The organism is Glaciecola punicea ACAM 611 (genome assembly GCF_000252165.1).
GTDB classification, from domain to species: Bacteria; Pseudomonadota; Gammaproteobacteria; order Enterobacterales; family Alteromonadaceae; genus Glaciecola; species Glaciecola punicea.
This window is the reverse complement of sequence record NZ_BAET01000013.1, coordinates 77,300-96,121: the sequence shown is the minus strand read 5'-3', so window position 1 is coordinate 96,121 and position 18,822 is coordinate 77,300. Positions and strand designations below refer to the sequence as shown.

Genomic DNA, 18,822 nt, shown 5'->3' with positions numbered 1-18,822 from the left:
AGCATTAAGCAGACTTTGCTAGGGTTTTATCCGTAAACCAACAATTTACCTTATTAAGTGTTCAGCAATCGCTTTTACCCACGGCACGACTTCTTCTTCTGGTGCGAGCGTTTCTAAGGCGTCTACTCGAAACAATTCAGCCACTGGCTTGCCCTGCAGCTCAGTTAGCAGCTCAAAAAACTGCTTGCCCCCGCCGCAATAGCTTTCACCATAGCTGCTGTCACCAAGGGCGGCAACGGCAAAAGGTTTGTTGTTCATAAGCGGGAAACTGTCGCGCAAATCACTATAAAAAAGCTCTAAATTAGGCGGCACGTCACCTTGCCCTGTGGTGGAGGTAATAATTAGGACAGATTCAGCGTCGGTAAAATCGCTCGTTTCAGGATCGGTAAATACTTCTGAATCAATCCCTTGAGCATTCAACATATCGTTAACTTCTTCAGCTACATGCTGGGCGTTGCCATATACTGAACCGGCAAAAATACTAATACTACTCATTGTCTTGGTCATTCCTTATGTTGGGTAATCGATAATTAGTGCGCTATTGCGATAAACACTCAAGCGCCCAAAAATGTGGGTATTCACACTAAATTAAAGGTTAGGTATGTTTTATTTTTCATTTGCGATCACGTTTTGGTCAAAAATAGAGAAAGCATGTGTCAAGTCTGCATTAACACCGCTTGTAAAGGTCATTGCGTGATGAGTAATAGGATGTTCAATTACCAGTTTAAAGCGACTAGCGCTTATGCTTCTTTGTTATTGCACGCGCCAGCATTTGTTTTACGATTAAGGGGCGCGCTGCCTGTACACTAAATAGTTATTTAACATATACTACCAGCATTGTTTTTTATCCCTTAAAGGTTTCTTATTTACATGTCTGTTTCTGCTTCAATTTCGACCTTGAGTGAATTTTTATTGCAAGCACACACCCAGTTTCAGGTGTTTGATATGGGTCGTGGTATCCGAAAGGTTTCTAACAATACTTTTTTTGAGTGGGAAAACCAGCAGGCACCGTGCGCCTTTCCACGCCAAAATCAGGCTTGGTTTTGCATTGTGTTTTGGAACAAAAGCCTTAGCGCGCAGCACTATATGTGGTTTATAAAGCTGCCCCTTGATGAAAGTGGCTTAATGATAGGCGCCTCTTTGCAGCAGTTTTTAGATATTATTACACAGGCTTTAGGCAAGCACTTAGAGCATACCGGCAATAGCCAAGCACAGCTGCCAGAGAATCCTTACGTGTTTGTCCCAAGCCAGCAGCAGCTTGCAGACTGCAACGCTCATATCAGAAAAGAGCTCAAGATTGAACGCGTGGCCAATGAAAAAGCGATGGCTTACTTACAGGCGCCAAATGCTATTCACGACTCAAAAGCATGGGAGGCCTTGTCGCTGCAGGATGTCGCCGATTTTGTGATTAGCCCTGTGTTGCCCGCTATGTTGCCCGCTATGCAGCAAGACACGCAGCAAGACACGCAACAAAATATGCGTCAAGATCTGCATCAAGATACGCTTGAAACCCTGATCGCTAACAACCTGAATGCCTACCCAACGCCAGTACTTACGTGTTTGCTGGGGAGTTTAGAGTCTGTTGAAGTAGGCCCCACACTAACGCAAGCTTTGATACGCTTGCATAGCGCAAGCACTGATGCAAATTTAGCGGCCCTGTGCTTAAGAGCGATGAGCGTAAAACCACAGCCTGAGTGTTTAAGGTATGTAGAACAGCTTATTGGTTTACACAACAGCGCCAGTGACGCTATAAGCACTACTCAAAGTAACAGCTCGCCAAGTCTCGAAACCTGCGTTGTTATTGCCGGTAGATACTGGCAGATGCTTAATAACGAAAATACCTTAGGGCATTTCATGCACAAGCTTGCGCTTATCGATGACAGCCACCAGCTTTTCAAAGGTTTGTATGCAGACCTTGTAAAAATACCCGAAACACGAAACAGCATGCTGCGCTTCATGCGCCAGCCGCAGCGTACAAAAGAAGTTTCATTGGCCATAAGTGCGCTGTTTGCGCCCTAAATAAACAAGCGCTATAAAAGGATACACAGTGGATTTAGCTAATATAATAATACTATTAGTATTAGTGGTGGTAGTGGTACAGTTTTGGCGCTTGCGCTCAATTGCCGAATTTATGGTGCAATATTCAAATCAATATTGTAACAAGCATAGGCTTCAGTACATTAGCCTAGCGCGCACCAACACCAGCTTCAGGTTTTATAAAGGGCGATTAGACTGGCAGCTAAGCTATCAACTGGAGTTTAGCAGCGACGGTCAGCTAGAGTATGCGGGCACCATTGTAAGTCATGGCAAGCATGTTATTAGCGTTGAATTGCCGCCTTATAGAATTGTGTCAGACGAGGCGGGTTATTAGGGCTGAATTGCACATATAACGAAGAAAGGCAGACGCGAGCGCCTGCCTTAAAAATTTTGAGCATCCCTCTCAGCTATCCATTGCTTAAATTTCATCCCGAAAAAACCGTTACACCCCTTTCCATTTTTATCCCGCTAATCCTAAGCAGGCAACACGCCGTGTGCAGATCCCTTGTTCCCTTGTCCTTTTGCATTTTACTGCCTGAGCTTGTCCGTATTCACTCAGATTCACACTTAATGTGTTGTCCATTACCATCCGCTGGCTGTCTGTTCCATCAACTTAACGTCCTGTCTTGGTCTTTACCTTTTTTTATGAAGTATCCCCAGGACGTGCTCAGAATACCTTTTGGCCAATATTAATGGTTAACTTTTTTTAATCTACGCGTGTAAATAAATCAGCAGTTTATGGTTTAGCTGTTGATAAGTGCATGTTTATTATTGATTTTACTTATATTAGTGAACCTAGGCAGGGGCATAATAGTCAAATTGCCCACACTTACGTAAGAGATGACTTACAAACGTGTAGGCAAATATTGAAATGCCACTATGGCTTGCGGGGCCTAAACATCACCTTGCCTTTAATGTCTCCTGCAGTAATATCTTCAACAAGTTTGAATCCGCCTGCTTCAAAAAACGAAAGACACTTAGGCAAAGTGACTAGCACCCCAATGCCTTGTGACGTTTCATCATCAATCAGCAAGCCTAAAATGGCACTCATAAGCGCATGACCTAAACCCATATCTTGATAGTCAGGGTGCACGCCTATAAGCGAGAGCATGTGATAGTTTTGTGCGGGTATTTTTTCGCGCACTGTTTCTTCTTTAGCGATCATTTGCTTAGTGCCAAAATACCCAGCAGTAAGCAGCATTTTTAAACGCCAGTGCCAAAACTTACCGGCACCAAAAGTGGTGTCGGGCAGTGTTAAGCAACTTACCGCCAGTAAGCGATCGTCTTCATATATCCCAATAAGCGACTGTGAAGCATCCCAATAGGTATTAATCTCTTCTTTTATAGCGCTGCGTAAACGTGCTTCATAACCCTCTTTGTTGATCTGAAAAATTTCCATAAACAAAGGATCATCTAAATACGCCTTGTATAATAAAGAGGCTGCCACTTTAAGATCGTCAGCGCCTAAATACGCCGCTTTAATTTTCTCTAAATTGGGCATTACGTTAGCGGTTTTCATTTACCTAACCTTTTGAACAATATGAGTAGTAACTTAAGTGTAAACGATATACTGGCGCACTAACAATTGATTTACATCAAGCTTGTGAAGATAAGCTTAAATAGCATCTAAAGCCGTGCTGCCAAAACCTATCAGTTCGCCGTTAGCAAATAACACAGGCGTGCATTCATCTTTGCTAGTGATACCGTCTGCGTCGATGCGCTGAGTTCGATAAAACAGCACTCTATACTCTTTAGAGTCTTTGACAATAAGCTCATCAAAAGCAGGCACGCCCATGCTCAGTCTTACCATTGAGATAGCTGAACCGGGGCTAAGCTCGCTAATTTTTTGGCGATTTTCTTTTTCAATTTTGCTCCACGATGAATGGCTGTCGCTATCGTCTTCATAATCGTCGCCAATTTTAATGACGCAGCCCGACAGTAGTAAGCCCGTTAGTGCGATTGCAATTATAGTCTTTTTCATAATACGCCTCTTTTTTTTACTTGATATTGTGTTGTGTGAAATTGATGATATGCACACGTAAATACATGTGCTTCAAGCTTGCTGTTAACAACAATTAGACCACAATTAAAAACCCGTTTACTTTCATAGATTTAGCGATTTTAGAGCGAAATTGTGAAAATATACTTATGTAAAGTAGACTATTTAATTAACAATATGACTAATTATTCGTTTAAAAGTAACAATGACTATTAGTATGCATAACCAAGATGTAATTAAGGCCTGCGCTGAGTTAGTTAAGGCGGGCAAAAAACCGACGGTAGGACTTGTGCGGGCAACGCTGTTAAATAAGGTACCCCTAGCAGCGGTTGTAAAAGGCATTCAACAGTATCAGGTGAATCGAAAATTAGGCATAGTGATGCGTGATGACACTTCAAATGAGAACAGCAAAAAGAGTAAAGACACGCCTGCTGCACAAGCCACTCAGCACTTAAGCACCTGCGCGTGTGAAAGCAGAGTTGCGCTGCTTGAACAGCAGCTTGAAAAACTAACTCAGCAGCTTATAGCGTTACAAGCTCAGGTGCAGGACTTATCTGGGCCATAAACGCGCTTAACGACGGTGCAATTTCACGCTGGGGCTCTTTGCCAACCTGCTCTAGCACAACCGCGCCGGTGCTTAGCATTACCGATAAAATAAAGTCTTCTTCGTCGGTTAATGCAAAAAACAGCGTTTCAGCCTGTTTTAAACGTCGCTTCATTAGCACGTGAGAAATCAGATTCTTTTGCAAACGATCAAAATCTTCTTCGTTCCACACCTGCAAGATAGTGAGCTTACCGTTTGCAGCGCTAGCGTTGAGATCGTGCGAATAATAGCGGCAAAATAGCGCCTGAAGCTCACTCGGTATGCGCAAGTCAAGCGCCTCTTCTAAGTTAACTAATGAGGCTTGCTGATCACGTAAAGACGGTTTCCAAGGCACTTCGTCGCCATCGTCAGCCGCTTCAATGTTAAACGATTGAAGACAGGGGCTTAGCCACTGCTTGTCAAAATACGTAATAAGCCCCATGTTATCGTTTGTAGAATGGTCGATATATGAGTGTATGAAGGCATCGAATACTTGTGTAAATGGGGTTTTTGAGTCAATGGGTAATGACATATAGTGCTTCCTGAGAGGCTAATAAAGTGAAAGGTGCAGCTATGTATAATAAAGCCACTTTGGCGCTATTCGCGTTTTATACAGCAGTGTATAAGACATAAGCTACTTTAATAGTGCATTACACAGTGCAAAAAAGTTATTTAACTTTGCGCTAACTATGGGGCATGCATGAGTATTTTGTTATTATACCCAATTGCGACGCATTTTCTAATACCCGCGATATGTTAGTTAACGACATACGCTATTTATACACGGAGAAAAGATTGGATCATTTAGTACTTGGCAAAACCACGGCTTATGCACAGCATTACGACGCCAGCTTGCTACAGCAAGTGCCGCGTAGTTTAAGCAGAGACACCATCAACTTGCCGCTTGAGCTGCCATTTACCGGCGTAGACACGTGGAATGCCTACGAAGTGTCTTGGCTTAACACCAAAGGTAAGCCTGTGGTGGCTATTATGCAGTGCGATGTGCCCATAGATTCAGCCAACTTGATTGAATCTAAATCGTTTAAACTATACTTAAACAGCTTTAACCAAACGCGCTTTGCCAGTGAAGAAGAAGTGCTAGGGCTGATGCAAAAAGATTTGTCTGCCTGCGCGGGGCGGCCAGTTGAGCTAAGCTTAGTACCTTGTGCAGCATTTGCTAATATTCGCATTGGCGACTTGCCCAGCCATGCTAATGCAGACTTCCCCGCCTGCGTCATTGACGATTTAGACATCGCTATTGACGATTATAATTTGTCGGCGTCGTCACTTACCACGCATAATGAGGTGGTCAGCGAAACCCTTATTAGCCATTTATTAAAATCAAACTGCTTAATAACGAACCAACCGGACTGGGGCAGTGTACAAATTAGATACTCAGGCAAACAAATAGACAAAGAAAGTGTACTGCGTTATTTAATATCGTTTCGCCAGCACAATGAATTTCACGAACAGTGCGTAGAGCGAATATTTTACGACATACTCACCCACTGTAAACCAAAAAAACTCAGTGTTTATGCCCGATATACCCGCCGAGGTGGCCTAGACATAAATCCATTTCGTTCAAACTTTGAAGCGCCTTACAACAATGTTCGATTAGCCAGGCAGTAGCCTAAGGTAAATAGTGCTTTGCATCGGAATATATCGCTTATGCGATAAGATACACTAAAAAAGGATCGTAAATGACCAACACCGTAAGACTTAATCCCGTAGGGTCAATGTCGCAGCTCTCGCAGCTTGAAATGAATTTACTGGAACAATCTACCACCGACGACATGTACCAAATTTTCAGAAACTGCTGTTTAGCGGTATTAAACTCAGGCGTAGAACAAGACGATGCTGAAGCCCTGTTTGAAACCTACAAAAATTTCAACGTTAAGCTGGCACGCAAAGAGCGTGGCGTCAAAATAGAGCTGATTAATCCACCACAAAACGCGTTTGTAGACGGCAAGTTAATCGCCGGGGTGCATGAGCACCTTTTCGCGGTATTGCGCGACATGCTCTACATGAGCAGCAAACACAACGCTCAGTTCGATTCAGCCAAACACAGAATTCGCACGCCTACCCCCGCGAATATTGCCACCCACGTGGTATTTGACATGCTGCGCCATTCAGACGCCTTAGGCAGCACCGAGCCCGCCAACATGATTGTATGCTGGGGCGGTCACTCAATTCCGGTTGAAGAGTATAAATACACCAAAGCAGTAGGCTACCAAATAGGCCTGCGCGGCATGAATATTTGCACAGGCTGCGGCCCAGGCGCCATGAAAGGCCCCATGAAAGGCGCGGCCATTGGGCATGCCAAACAAAGAGTGAAAACAGGACGCTACTTAGGGATTACCGAGCCCAGCATTATTGCCGCTGAGCCGCCCAATGCCATTGTGAACGAACTCATTATAATGCCCGACATTGAGAAACGCTTAGAAGCATTCGTGCGCATTTCACACGGCATTGTGGTGTTCCCTGGCGGCGTGGGGACCGCAGAAGAGCTTTTATATTTGCTGGGTTTATTGCTAGATGAGAAAAATAAAGACCAGAAAATACCGCTCATCCTAACCGGGCCGGCAAGTCGTAAAGACTATTTTGAAGCGATTGACGACTTTGTAGGTGCAACGCTAGGTAAAGAAGCGCAAAGCATGTATCAAATTATTACGGGGGATGCCAGTAAAGTAGGCAGCGCCTTAAATATCGCCCAAGAAGAGGTGTTGGAATACCGACGCAAAGTGGGTGATTCTTATAGCTTTAATTGGACTTTGCATATACCAGAAGATTTTCAGCAAACGTTTATTCCAACGCATGAATCGATGAAAGCTTTAGATTTGAGTTTGGAGCAGCCTATTTCGTCACTTGCGGCTAATTTAAGAAAATGCTTCTCAGGTATTGTGGCAGGCAATGTAAAAGCTGAGGGAATTGAAGAGATAAAACGGCATGGGCCTTTTGAGCTGCACGGTGATGCCAGCTTGATGCGTAAAATGGATGTTCTACTGGCTTCTTTTGTGAAGCAGGGACGAATGAAGCTAAATGGGGCGCCTTACGAGCCTTGTTACGTGATTAATGTGCCTGATGCTGAGAGCTGATAAGCTCAGTATTCTGCGCCCTTGTGCGCGCTGGCTAAGTCATCTAAATCTGAACAGGTATAATCAAAGCCTTTGCCGTCAAACTCGTAGCTAACTTTTACCATGCTTGATTTTGCGAAGAGCTTTGCCTTTACGCTTTGTTTATCCCAGTGCTGTAACTCGTTTATGAAACGGCTGGCCTGGGTGTGGGATTCAAATTGATAGGTAATATCTGTGATCATGGCTACACTTTAATGGTTTGGAATAGTTTGAAATAGTTTGCTTATGAATATTTAGCAATGCTTGCGTAATTCTGTACCAAAAGCCAAGTATTAGAAAGGTATTTTCTTATGTAGTCTTTGTGATAGTGCAAATAAGCACTTAAAAACCAAATCACTATATAAGGATATACAAAATGAAATTACCAAATTGGATGATGCTGTGTGTTTTACTGCTTAACGGAGCAAGCCAGTATTCAGTGAATGCTGCCGCCAGCATGCCTGCTTTTTCAGACGATTTTGAGAAATTTGCTAGTGTGGGTCAAATGTTGGCTACCAGCAGCGCAAATAACGCTAATGCCAAAAGTACCACTAATGTTGCAAGTACCTTAGGCACTGCAATGGCGCCAATTGATATTAACAAAGCGAATGTGCAAGAGCTTTCAATCTTGCCCGGCATAGGCGCTAAAAAAGCACAGGCCATCATTGACTACCGCAAACTAAACGGCAAGTTTTTAAGCGTAGAAGAGTTAGTTAACGTACGCGGCATAGGCCCAAAAATGCTGGCAAAATTAGGCGCCTTCGTGTTTGTTTAGCATTATTACATCAGTAAAAAGCACGTCTGTATGGACGAGCTTTTTTAGTTCGCTGGTGTGGGAACTACGATATGCAGACTACTTGTTGGCAAACATGCTAGTTAAGTATTTAGTAAACTCATCACCTAATTCAGGATGGCGCATGGCATACTCAACGTTAGCCTTCATATAGCCAAGTTTACTGCCGCAGTCGTGGCTTTTGCCTTTCATGTAATACGCGTCTACTTGCTCATGTTCCATTAATGCATCTATTGCATCGGTGAGTTGAATTTCGCCGCCGGCACCGGGTAGGGTTTTACCCAACAAATCCCATATTTTTTCAGACAACACGTAACGTCCTACTACCGCTAGATCAGACGGCGCATCTTCTAACGCGGGCTTCTCAACCATTTTGTGGATCTTTGCAGACTCGCCCGGTGCTAATGACTTACCTTCCAGATCAACAATACCAAACTTCGACACGTCTTGCTGAGCAACCTGCTCAACCATAACCTGACTTACACGGCTAGTATTGAACTTGGCAACCATGTCAGCCAAGTTGTCCTTTTTAGGATTACTGGTAGAGTCATCAATAATAACGTCGGGCAATACCACCGCAAAGGGACTGTCACCCACTAATGGCAAGGCACACATAATAGCGTGGCCTAAACCATTAGCTACGCCTTGGCGCACATGCATAATAGTGACGTCTTTAGGGCAAATTTGCTTCACTGCTTCAAGGAGCTGGCGCTTAACACGCTTTTCAAGCGTCGCTTCGAGTTCAAACGAGGTATCGAAATGATTTTCTATGCTGTTTTTACTGGCATGAGTTACCAAAATAATTTCTTTTAAACCCGCCTTCACACACTCATTTACTACATACTGAATAAGGGGCTTATCGACCACGGGCAGCATTTCTTTGGGGATAGCTTTGGTTGCAGGCAACATTCTGGTACCCAGACCGGCTACGGGGATAACTGCTTTTCTTACCTGGCTCATTTTACGCTTCCTACTTATTAAATTATTACGTCCATGAAACTTTGAATACTAGGCCGTGTTCATGAGCATTTTATATGACAGGTACCACCGACATACCACGTCCAATTGCGTAGTACTGCAATCCGTGTTCCGATACTATTGAAGGTTCGTATAAATTACGACCGTCGAAAATAACGTCATCGCTAATTGCCCTTTTAATCAGGTCAAAATCTGGCGCTCTGAAGGCCTGCCACTCGGTGCAAATAGCCAAACAGCTCGCGTTATTTAAACTCGCTTCTTTGGTGCCCATTAGGGACAGGTCGGGTCGCGAACCATATATGCGTTGGGTCTCTTGCATGGCTTCAGGGTCATAAGCTTGTACCTTTGCGCCCTGTTCCCATAATTTTTCCATGAGTACGCGAGAAGAGGCTTCGCGCATGTCGTCGGTATTAGGTTTGAACGATAGACCCCACAGTGCGATTGTTTTGCCTTTTACGTCGTTATTGTAATGACGCATTATATAGTCGAATAGTTTTTCTTTTTGGCGATAGTTTACTGCCTCTACTGCTTGCAATACTTTGGCGTCGTAGCCAACGGCTGTTGCACTGCGAATAAGCGCCTGCACATCTTTGGGAAAGCATGAGCCGCCGTAACCGCAGCCTGGGTAAATGAATTGATAACCTATTCTTGGATCGCTGCCAATGCCTTTACGCACATTTTCAATGTCGGCACCAAATTTTTCGGCAAGGTTTGCCATTTCGTTCATGAAACTAATTTTGGTGGCCAGCATGCAGTTTGCGGCGTATTTAGTCAGCTCAGCGCTGCGTACGTCCATTATAATTATTTTGTCGTGATTTCTGTTGAAGGGTGCGTAAAGCTCGCGAAGCTTCTTTTCGGAGCGCTCGCTTGTGGTGCCTAGTATAATTCGATCAGGACGCATACAGTCGTTAACAGCAGCGCCTTCTTTGAGGAATTCGGGGTTTGAGACCACGTCAAATGACACATCTTTGCCATTTTTTTTCAATACTTCAGTAATTTTAGCCGTAACCTTGTCGGCGGTGCCTACGGGAACAGTGGACTTATTTATAATAATTTTATGAGACTGCATGTTAGCAGCAACAGAACTGGCCACGGCTAATACATATTTTAAATCAGCTGAACCGTCTTCATCAGATGGCGTGCCTACGGCTATGAAAATGATACCACCATGTTTTACACCTTTTGCAGCGTCTGTGGTGAAAATAATTCTTCCGGCTTCAAAATTACTGTTTACTAGTAGCGTTAAGCCCGGCTCATAAATAGGAATAATACCGTTTTTCAAGTTGTCGACTTTGTTTTGGTCTACGTCTACGCAGACAACATCGTGACCTACTTCGGCTAAAACGGCTGCTTGTACTAGGCCGACATAGCCTATGCCGAAAACGGTTACTTGCATTTATGGATCCTTTATAAAACGACTTGTTACTGCTAATTTAGCTTGAGTAGCAGTTAAATTTACTTAACGGTTTTGCAAAATAATAGCATAAAAAATTTACTAGCTCTATTAGAGAAACGTGGCTGTTTCATGCCCTTAGGTGTTTATCTATATTTATGCAACACTTTGATTATTCAATGCTATTATTTGATTATATTTAGTTTTGGCTTGTTCGCCAATTGCGCGTCTTTTTCTGGCTTTCGCTGTGACCAAACTAGGTCACAGATGCCATCTGTTGGATTAAACCCGGTAGGAGCGTCTAACAGAATTTGACGAATAACCTCGTGATCGAAGTTATGACAGGCTTTATCTAGATTGTCTAAAATGACAGATAAATCTTCCCACGTTAGCATAGCCTCATTAGCCATTAGGATCCGTTCGTGGAATGTTTCTAACACGTTGTCACCAATTAAAAGTTCTTCATAAAGTTTTTCGCCTGGGCGTAAACCGGTACATTTTATCTCTATGTCGCCGTCTGGATTATTCTCATCTTTAATATCTAAACCGGATAGCCTGACCATTTTCTCGGCTAAGTCTTTAATGCGAACAGAATCTCCCATATTTAGCACAAAAACATCTCCGCCTTTTCCCATTGCGCCTGCCTGAATAACGAGTTGAGCGGCTTCAGGAATGGTCATAAAATAGCGAGTAATATTTTCATGGGTTAGCGTTATTGGACCGCCCTCCCTAATTTGCCGTCTGAATAAAGGGACAACTGATCCCGAAGAACCTAATACATTCCCAAAGCGAACCATACAAAAACGGGTGCAGGTGTTTATCTTGGACTTGTCTAAGGCTTGAAGAACAAGTTCTGCCATACGCTTGCTTGCACCCATAGTGTTAGTTGGGCGAACCGCTTTGTCAGTTGATATAAGAACAAAAGTTTCAACATTGGCGTTGATTGCCGCACGGGCGGTATAGTAGGTTCCAAACACATTATTTCGCACGCCTTCAACCACATTTTGCTCAACCAAAGGCACGTGCTTATAAGCAGCGGCATGATAAATAGTGTGAACGTTGAATGATTTCATTACATTTTCAACGCGATTGATGCGTTGAACGGAGCCCATAATGGGGGATAGCTTGGTTTGTAAGCCATTCTTAAGAATGTATTCTGAGAGCTCTTTTTCTATTTCATAAAGGCCGAATTCAGATTGTTCAAATAGGACTAGTTTTACCGGTTTATATTTGAGGATTTGTCGACACAATTCAGAACCTATTGAGCCACCTGCGCCAGACACCATTACACTTTTACCTGTTATATGTTGTGCCATTAACTGAGGGATCGGATTTACGGGCTCTCTGCCTAATAAATCTTCAATTTCTACGTCAACAATTTCATCGCCGTTTGCTGTGCCTTCTACTACGTCTTTTATACCTGGTATCGTTTGAACTTTTACCGACATGTGTTCAAGCTGAGATATAATTTGATTGCGTCTTGAGCGGGAAGCGCTTGGGAGGGCTAACAGTATTTTATGTACTTTACCGTCTGCGATTAGACTTCTTAAGCTAGAAATATCTACAACAGGTATTCCTTGTATAATTGATTTTTGCTTAGTTATATCGTCATCAATGAATGCACTTACGAAGTACTCAGGGCCTGCTGTTAGACCATTGGCCAACTGCCGCCCAGCCGAGCCTGCGCCATAAACTACAACTGGCTTCTTATTCGTTCCTGCGAATTGGGCGATTAGTGCTCTTACTACTAGTCTTGCACCACCAACGCTTAGTAAGATAAGTGCAGCGTAAATGAGTGGCATTGTCCGAGGAATGGCTATTGTCGAGAAAAAAGCGACGAGTACTAGGGCTGAGGTAGACAATAAAGTGCCTGCAACGATTGCCCAGACTGCCTTAGAACTCATGTATCTCAAAACAGCCCGATACAAACCAAAACGAATAAAAATCAAAATGCTAATAGGCAGAACGACTAGCAATATGAGCCAATATTGGACATTGACTAGCGGTAGGGTAGAGTCTAAACGTATAAACAAAGCTGTCCAAAAAGACAAAAAGACAAAAACAGCATCAACCGACAATGCAATTAGACGTTTAGCGTTTCTAGATGAGTTTAATATCTTAATAAAGACCTTTGTAGACAAATTACTCTCGCTATTATTTGCTCTTTTATTTTTAAATTTCTTAATCATAACAAATCCTTGTCATTCGGAACTTAAGTATAGTTATTTAGTTAGCGAAAACAAGTGATAATATTCTGGCCACAATTTTATCAGGTTTACTAGGATAGAAGTTCAGATTTGCCATCTCGAAAGCTCCATCAAGGTGAACATTTAGATGCAAAAACTTGCTCACTACATATAACCTATTACCTTTTTAACATAACATCATAGTTGGAATCTTGGGAAACACAAGTTATTCGGGACGTGTGTTTAATTATTACGCCGCAGTGGTATTTGCTTAAAAGTCAGCTTCGTGCAAATATAATTATGTTAAACACGACTTTTTAATCCTATCACTCCGTCCTCTGCCGGTAATAGTCATCAAAATAAATTTAAAGTAATAAGATATTGTGAGCCTTTTCAGCACTGCTGCATCGGTTTCGGCTAATAGTTCTGGCGTAGACATGTCTCTTTCACTTACTTGCGCTAGCTCGGTTATACCGAGGCGTGCATTGAAGACACCTAACTTCTCTCTAGCATCGGGTAGCTCTTGTTGACTAATCAAGCCAAGTCTAGAGCTAACTTAACTCGTATCACCAGTTAATAAATGCACTTGCAAATTGACGATATTTTAAAATTTCAATGGCTTATTGGGTATTGTTGCTTGCTCCACCACCTAAATTTATGTCAGCTAAACTACCTAACTGCCCTGTCAGCAATCCTAATGATTGTTCTTGTTCTACAGTAGCGAGTAAAGGTTCCGAGGTCTACATATTCGGGGTACTTAACGCATAAATTATTGCTAAAACGCTGAGCAAGAATGTTACGCCTACACCAGACCACTTACCCGTCCATATACTGGCCGTTAATTCTCGTGAATCAATTTCATCGTCTAATAACTTTTGCTGTGTTAGGTGTTTAGTCATACTATCCCTTTGTGTTACTACTTCTTAGTTCATGTCTGCGCTTAATATCCATGTCTGAAAACAATATACCCATGAATAACGAGTGAATTATTATAGATTTGAAATGTTTACGTTACTTAATTTCACTTTTTAACGCATTTGACCAAAACGATTTTTGGTAAGAAAATTATTGCTCCGAACAATATAGTCCATAGGTTACAAGCGACTTATCGCACTAACAGCAATGGCACTTTGATAAATTATCTGCGTAACACCTTGCCACAAAGAAATGTTCTCATAATTAGTCACATCACGTGGAACAACGATCGTATCACCTGGATTTAAATTGTCTTTGATTTGTCCTCCAAACCAAAAATCATTCCCCGGCACAATAATCGAACCATTCGATTTAACAATATAAATATTCGATGCATCGCCGAACTCACGCACACCACCCGCCAGTTCGAGATAGTCATCAAGCGACAAATCGGGATCGTATAAATAAGTGGTAGGCACAAACACCTCACCCACTATAGAAATTGCTGGAGTAATATAAGGAATAACTAACACGTCACCATTTCTGACCGCAAAATCTGATCGCTCATTACCGGCAATTAAGGCTTCTATGTCAATAACCATTCTGCCTAGGGGCTCTACGTCAATTAAATCATCAAGCACTTGTCGCGCACTGCCATAATCTACCGCGGTTGTAAACTGATTACTGCTAAGACTCTTCGTGGCTAGCTCTTGTCTTATATCTTCAATCGCTTTTTTAATATTCACCATTTCTTTTTCTTTAAGCTCTTCGCGCGTAAATATCGCAGCGTTCGCACTGGCCATGTTGGTTAATCCACCGGCGCGTTTTATAACGTTCGATAGCTTCTCACCGTCTTTAATTTGGTAAATACCCGGAAACACAACTTCACCGCGAAGCTCTATATTATTACTTTCAAACCACTGCGGAATGCGCACTACATTCAAGATATCTTTAGAGCGTAACTTAACTTGTTGCGGTTCTGGTAACAGTAGTTGCGAAATAAGGCTAATATTTTTATGAGCAACCGTTAATGTACCGTCAGTAACGGTAAATCCTGTAATTTCTGCATTGTCTAAATGCGCCGACTCGGTTAGGCCGCCGCTGGCATTAAGCACTTTGCTAATTGAAATACCCGTTGGCATCGGATACACACCTGGATATTTAACCTCGCCACTAACTTCTATAAGTTGTAAGGCTTGTGTAGCAGACGCTTCGCTTTTAAGCCTTTCGATAATAGGGGTCAGCAACTCTTTACGTGAAAAGCTACGATTACTTTCGCGTTCAAATGCTTTTGCCGTAAAACGGTTTTTTTCTAAGTCCTGTAAGTGTTCAGCTTCTTTCTCTTTCATATCCTCTAGCAGTTTTTGAAATTCAAACTCGCTTTGCTCATTTGCAAACTCGTTATTTTGATTTTGACCTCTACCGTCAAATCTATTGTTCGATTCACCTTGCAAGCGGCTCTGTTCTCTGTTTTGTTCTCGATTCTGATTTTGCGGCTGGTTTCTTAAGAGACTGCGTTCATTACCTTTTTCAGTTTCCTCTTCTTTTTCTTGTGCAACCCTACTAAACAGCACTAGCTCATCGAATGCTTGAAGTCTTTCGTCAAACCTTCCGCGTATAACGTCTTCAGGTTTAAACTGTATAATTGTTGTATTCAACGCGAACCGCTGCTTCCTGAGTATAAGTGCATAATGCAAATCAGTGTTTGAATATAAGGTTTGTTTGCTCACTACATCAGACAAAAACACGCCTGTATCGGCAATAATGCGCGGCACATTAATAGCACCATTAACAATAATGGCGTTGCTAAACTCTAGGTTTGCCTCGGGTACTCGTAAAAAATCACCGTTTTTTAGTACCTGATTGAGCGTTGCGCTGTCTCTCATACTAACGTTGGTGATAGATAAGCCACTGCTGGGATTTTTTCTCACTAGCTGCAGTAAGTTTGCATCCGCTTTGGGCAACAAACCTCCAGCTAAGCTGAGTAGTTCTTTCACTGTGTCGGTTGTTTTGACTTCATAAATAGCGGGTCTTCTGACGGGTCCGTCAACAGACACTATATTTTGTGCAGTAGGCACAAACAAAACGTCGCCCTGCTGCAGGCGCAGATCGTTACTGGTGTCACCTTTTACAATTAGGTCGTATAAATCAAAGTTCGAAACGGTTTCACCATTTCGTTTTAACTCTATGTTGCGCAGTGAACCAATTTCGTTAACGCCACCGCTATTAATAAGCGCAGTAGTAATGGTTGCCATGCCACTAACGACCAATGGACCGGGGCGATAAACTTCACCTACTAGGAATATTTGAATTGAACGGATTTTGCCCATTGAGACAAACACCGTCACGCCAATTTTTTGCTGTTGATATTTTTCGGCTACTAAGCGCTTTAACTCTTGAAAATTGGTGCCCGCTACTTGCAGCGGGCCAAGGTCGGGTAATTCTATACTGCCTTCGTTATTCACTGAAAGCTCGTAGTTGCCGCTTTCCTTGCCAAATAGTTGAAGCTTTACCGAGTCACCCGGACCCATAATATAGTTTGAAGGCACAGGCATGTTAGCAAGGGGCTTGATAGCCTCTTCTCGATCCCCAAAAATATCGTAGCCAAATGGTTTTAGTTCCAGAGAATCGTTTTCAAGCGCACTTTGTTGTGCTCGTTTTTTTGATATGCTTCTTTTGTCCAAATCACGTTCAATAAAGTCTACGTCATCGAAAATCTCTTCATCACTTCCAAAGCTTTTGTTTGCTTGGTCTAAGATTGACATGTCAAACCCCATTTGCTGTGCTAGCTGCTCTTGCTGAGCCCTGGGTAACTGCTTAAATTGCGCGAGTTGCTGCTCTGAAGGGGCGAAAGACTGCGCGTTAGCCGGCATTGCTGCAAGGAACGGCAAAAGAAGAACTAACTGGAAATAAGGTTTAAATGTTTTCATAGATCCCGACATCGATAAGGTAATGTTGTATTGTGGCGTTAGTAAACGGGTCTCATTAAATTCCTTTTTAAAACCGAAGAAGAAGTCTACCTAAAAGCCTTTTGAAAGTCACATGTTTTACTTTTTTTTCTAAACAAGATATGCGACTCAGTCACAGAGCCTCCAATCTTATTGACCCTTGCCGTAGCTACCCCTACCCTGTGTTTGTCATGCTACTTGGTAGTTAATTTCTTTCATTATAAACAATTTTTATCAATCGATTTAGAGGGAAAATGCACAGAAAATAGAAGTGAGCGTTGATAACGCCATAGTTGGTAATTTTCCCTCCTTATTACTCGCTTTACCCAGTCATTACGTACCTGACAACACTAAGCTCGACAAACGGATGAGTGAGAACATAGGTTGCATGCCCGAACCTGCCATTTTCATATAATTGACTCAAGATGTACGAGGGAGGCATTATTTAGTGTGCTACTTAAAAAAAACCCAAAGCCTTCCTCAGAATACTATCATCCATTTTCACGCCCATAGTGTACAATACCCTAACAAACAGGAGCTAAATTTGAAAATATACACATCAACCAAAAACATTCCCCAACTCAAAGGCCTCTCGGTCACCGAGCGCATGGCTGTGTTAGAAAGCGCTGCAAAAAAAATGACTATTCCTGAGAAAACTTTGCTCAACATCATCAAGTTACTCGTCATTGTGCCGACATTTACCTTAGTACTAAGAGCGGTTGAAAGCTGGTGGTCACTGGCGTGGGCAGGCCTAATTTTGCTGCTTTATCCGCTATTTGTAAAACCACTACAATACTCGCTTAGCGCCAAATATATTAAAGTAAAAAACCCTGAGGAAGACAAATGAAAACTATCTTAGTCACAGGCGGCAGTGGTTATATTGGCAGCCACACTGTGCTGCAGTTGCTAGAACAAAACTGCAATGTAATAGTGCTTGATAACTTTTCTAATTCTTCGATTGTGAGTCTTGAACGCGTAGCGCAAATTACAGGCAAATCGGCTACCGTTATCAAAGGTGATATTCGCGACTCTGCGTGCTTAGATAACATTTTCACCGATTATAATATCGACTCTGTCATTCACTTTGCCGGCTTAAAAGCCGTGGGCGAATCGCTTGAAAAGCCCATGATGTATTACGAAAACAACGTATACGGTTCGCTTAATTTATGTCAGGCCATGGCTAAGCATAATGTAAAGAACATAGTATTTAGCTCATCTGCCACCGTTTATGGCGATCCTGTCGAACTGCCCCTACATGAAGGTTTACCTACGGGTACACCAACTAATCCTTATGGCATGTCTAAACTGATGGTTGAGCTTATGCTGGCCGACGTATTTAAATCTGATAATAGTTGGAATATCGTGTTACTAAGATACTTCAACCCAGCAGGCGCGCACCCTTCTGGCAAAATTGGGGAGGATCCAAACGGCATTCCTAATAACTTAATGCCATTTATTACCCAAGTTGCCACAGGCAAGCGTAAAGTGCTAAAGGTGTTTGGCAACGACTACGACACCCACGACGGTACCAGTGTGCGCGATTATATCCACGTTGAAGACTTGGCCAATGGCCATTTAAAAGCACTTGATAAAATTGATACTGCCTGTGGTTTATTTACCTGCAATCTTGGCACTGGGCAAGGCTATAGTGTGCTTGATATAGTAAGTGCGTTTGAAAAAGAAAGCGGGCGAACAATAAGCTATGAAATTGCGCAAAGACGCGGCGGTGATGTAGCCGCCTACTATGCAGATCCCAAACTTGCTGCACAAGAGCTTAATTGGAAAGCTGAAAAAGGCTTGGCACAAATGTGCGCAGATTCTTGGCGCTGGCAAAGCAATAATCCAGAGGGTTATCCTACTACCTGAACAACCTTAGA

General features: G+C 42.6%; 19 protein-coding genes. 8 read left to right on the top strand and 11 right to left on the bottom strand.

Annotated elements, in window-relative coordinates:
• Positions 1 to 45: 45 nt before the first annotated feature.
• On the bottom strand, positions 46 to 495 hold the full coding sequence (locus GPUN_RS06565) for a flavodoxin (protein WP_006004723.1): 450 nt from the start codon (positions 493 to 495) through the stop codon (positions 46 to 48).
• A 375-nt stretch (positions 496 to 870) separates the two neighbouring features.
• Between GPUN_RS06565 and GPUN_RS06560 the strand changes: the two genes are divergently transcribed.
• Together GPUN_RS06560 and GPUN_RS06555 are read left to right on the top strand one after the other, a co-directional pair.
• Positions 871 to 2,019: a DUF3549 family protein gene (locus GPUN_RS06560; RefSeq protein ID WP_006004721.1), complete on the top strand. Its 1,149-nt coding sequence runs from the start codon at positions 871 to 873 to the stop codon at positions 2,017 to 2,019.
• Positions 2,020 to 2,047: 28 nt separating this feature from the next.
• The gene (locus GPUN_RS06555; RefSeq protein ID WP_006004719.1) at positions 2,048 to 2,371 is read left to right on the top strand and encodes a DUF3301 domain-containing protein; all 324 of its coding nucleotides are present in this window, start codon (positions 2,048 to 2,050) and stop codon (positions 2,369 to 2,371) included.
• 543 nt (positions 2,372 to 2,914) lie between these two features.
• Here the strand turns inward: GPUN_RS06555 and GPUN_RS06550 are convergent.
• Positions 2,915 to 3,556, bottom strand: a complete 642-nt coding sequence (locus tag GPUN_RS06550) for a GNAT family N-acetyltransferase (RefSeq protein ID WP_006004717.1) — start codon at positions 3,554 to 3,556, stop codon at positions 2,915 to 2,917.
• Positions 3,557 to 3,652: 96 nt separating this feature from the next.
• The gene (locus GPUN_RS06545; protein ID WP_006004715.1) at positions 3,653 to 4,018 is read right to left on the bottom strand and encodes a DUF3192 domain-containing protein; all 366 of its coding nucleotides are present in this window, start codon (positions 4,016 to 4,018) and stop codon (positions 3,653 to 3,655) included.
• Positions 4,019 to 4,253: 235 nt separating this feature from the next.
• On the opposite strand from GPUN_RS06545, the gene GPUN_RS06540 reads away from it, so the two are divergent.
• A complete protein-coding gene (locus GPUN_RS06540) occupies positions 4,254 to 4,601 on the top strand; it encodes a DNA-binding protein (protein WP_070111980.1) in 348 nt (115 codons plus the stop codon).
• On the opposite strand, the gene syd is transcribed toward GPUN_RS06540, so the two are convergent.
• Positions 4,558 to 5,151, bottom strand: a complete 594-nt coding sequence (syd, locus tag GPUN_RS06535; RefSeq protein WP_006004711.1) for a SecY-interacting protein — start codon at positions 5,149 to 5,151, stop codon at positions 4,558 to 4,560. The genes GPUN_RS06540 and syd overlap by 44 nt on opposite strands.
• A gap of 221 nt (positions 5,152 to 5,372) precedes the next feature.
• Here syd and queF point away from each other — a divergent pair, with 221 nt between their 5' ends.
• Positions 5,373 to 6,248, top strand: a complete 876-nt coding sequence (gene queF, locus GPUN_RS06530; protein WP_051987310.1) for an NADPH-dependent 7-cyano-7-deazaguanine reductase QueF — start codon at positions 5,373 to 5,375, stop codon at positions 6,246 to 6,248.
• A 71-nt stretch (positions 6,249 to 6,319) separates the two neighbouring features.
• A complete protein-coding gene (gene ppnN, locus GPUN_RS06525; protein WP_006004707.1) occupies positions 6,320 to 7,714 on the top strand; it encodes a nucleotide 5'-monophosphate nucleosidase PpnN in 1,395 nt (464 codons plus the stop codon).
• 5 nt (positions 7,715 to 7,719) lie between these two features.
• Here ppnN and GPUN_RS06520 read toward each other — a convergent pair whose 3' ends face one another.
• Positions 7,720 to 7,935 carry a hypothetical protein gene (locus GPUN_RS06520; RefSeq protein ID WP_006004705.1) on the bottom strand — a complete coding sequence of 72 codons (216 nt, stop codon included), beginning with the start codon at positions 7,933 to 7,935 and terminating at the stop codon, positions 7,720 to 7,722.
• Positions 7,936 to 8,108: 173 nt separating this feature from the next.
• Here GPUN_RS06520 and GPUN_RS06515 point away from each other — a divergent pair, with 173 nt between their 5' ends.
• Entirely contained in the window at positions 8,109 to 8,507 is a 399-nt protein-coding gene (locus GPUN_RS06515; protein WP_006004703.1) for a ComEA family DNA-binding protein, read from the top strand.
• 78 nt (positions 8,508 to 8,585) lie between these two features.
• Here the strand turns inward: GPUN_RS06515 and galU are convergent, their stop codons facing one another.
• From galU to GPUN_RS06495, 6 genes are all read right to left on the bottom strand, one after another.
• A complete protein-coding gene (gene galU / locus GPUN_RS06510) occupies positions 8,586 to 9,485 on the bottom strand; it encodes a UTP--glucose-1-phosphate uridylyltransferase GalU (RefSeq protein ID WP_006004701.1) in 900 nt (299 codons plus the stop codon).
• A 70-nt stretch (positions 9,486 to 9,555) separates the two neighbouring features.
• Positions 9,556 to 10,899, bottom strand: coding sequence for a UDP-glucose dehydrogenase family protein (locus GPUN_RS06505; protein WP_006004699.1), 1,344 nt, complete (start codon positions 10,897 to 10,899; stop codon positions 9,556 to 9,558).
• A 182-nt stretch (positions 10,900 to 11,081) separates the two neighbouring features.
• On the bottom strand, positions 11,082 to 13,085 hold the full coding sequence (locus GPUN_RS06500; RefSeq protein ID WP_006004697.1) for a polysaccharide biosynthesis protein: 2,004 nt from the start codon (positions 13,083 to 13,085) through the stop codon (positions 11,082 to 11,084).
• A gap of 295 nt (positions 13,086 to 13,380) precedes the next feature.
• Positions 13,381 to 13,620 (bottom strand): hypothetical protein, encoded by a 240-nt coding sequence (locus GPUN_RS14180; protein WP_141567239.1) that lies wholly within the window; start codon positions 13,618 to 13,620, stop codon positions 13,381 to 13,383.
• 202 nt (positions 13,621 to 13,822) lie between these two features.
• Positions 13,823 to 13,981, bottom strand: a complete 159-nt coding sequence (locus tag GPUN_RS14335) for a hypothetical protein (RefSeq protein ID WP_006004693.1) — start codon at positions 13,979 to 13,981, stop codon at positions 13,823 to 13,825.
• A 195-nt stretch (positions 13,982 to 14,176) separates the two neighbouring features.
• Positions 14,177 to 16,927 (bottom strand): SLBB domain-containing protein, encoded by a 2,751-nt coding sequence (locus tag GPUN_RS06495; RefSeq protein WP_006004691.1) that lies wholly within the window; start codon positions 16,925 to 16,927, stop codon positions 14,177 to 14,179.
• A 562-nt stretch (positions 16,928 to 17,489) separates the two neighbouring features.
• Between GPUN_RS06495 and GPUN_RS06490 the strand changes: the two genes are divergently transcribed.
• Together GPUN_RS06490 and galE are read left to right on the top strand one after the other, a co-directional pair.
• Positions 17,490 to 17,792: a DUF6170 family protein gene (locus GPUN_RS06490; protein WP_006004689.1), complete on the top strand. Its 303-nt coding sequence runs from the start codon at positions 17,490 to 17,492 to the stop codon at positions 17,790 to 17,792.
• Positions 17,789 to 18,811, top strand: a complete 1,023-nt coding sequence (gene galE / locus GPUN_RS06485) for a UDP-glucose 4-epimerase GalE (RefSeq protein ID WP_006004687.1) — start codon at positions 17,789 to 17,791, stop codon at positions 18,809 to 18,811. The genes GPUN_RS06490 and galE overlap by 4 nt, the downstream gene beginning before the upstream one ends.
• The last annotated feature ends 11 nt before the right edge of the window (positions 18,812 to 18,822 follow it).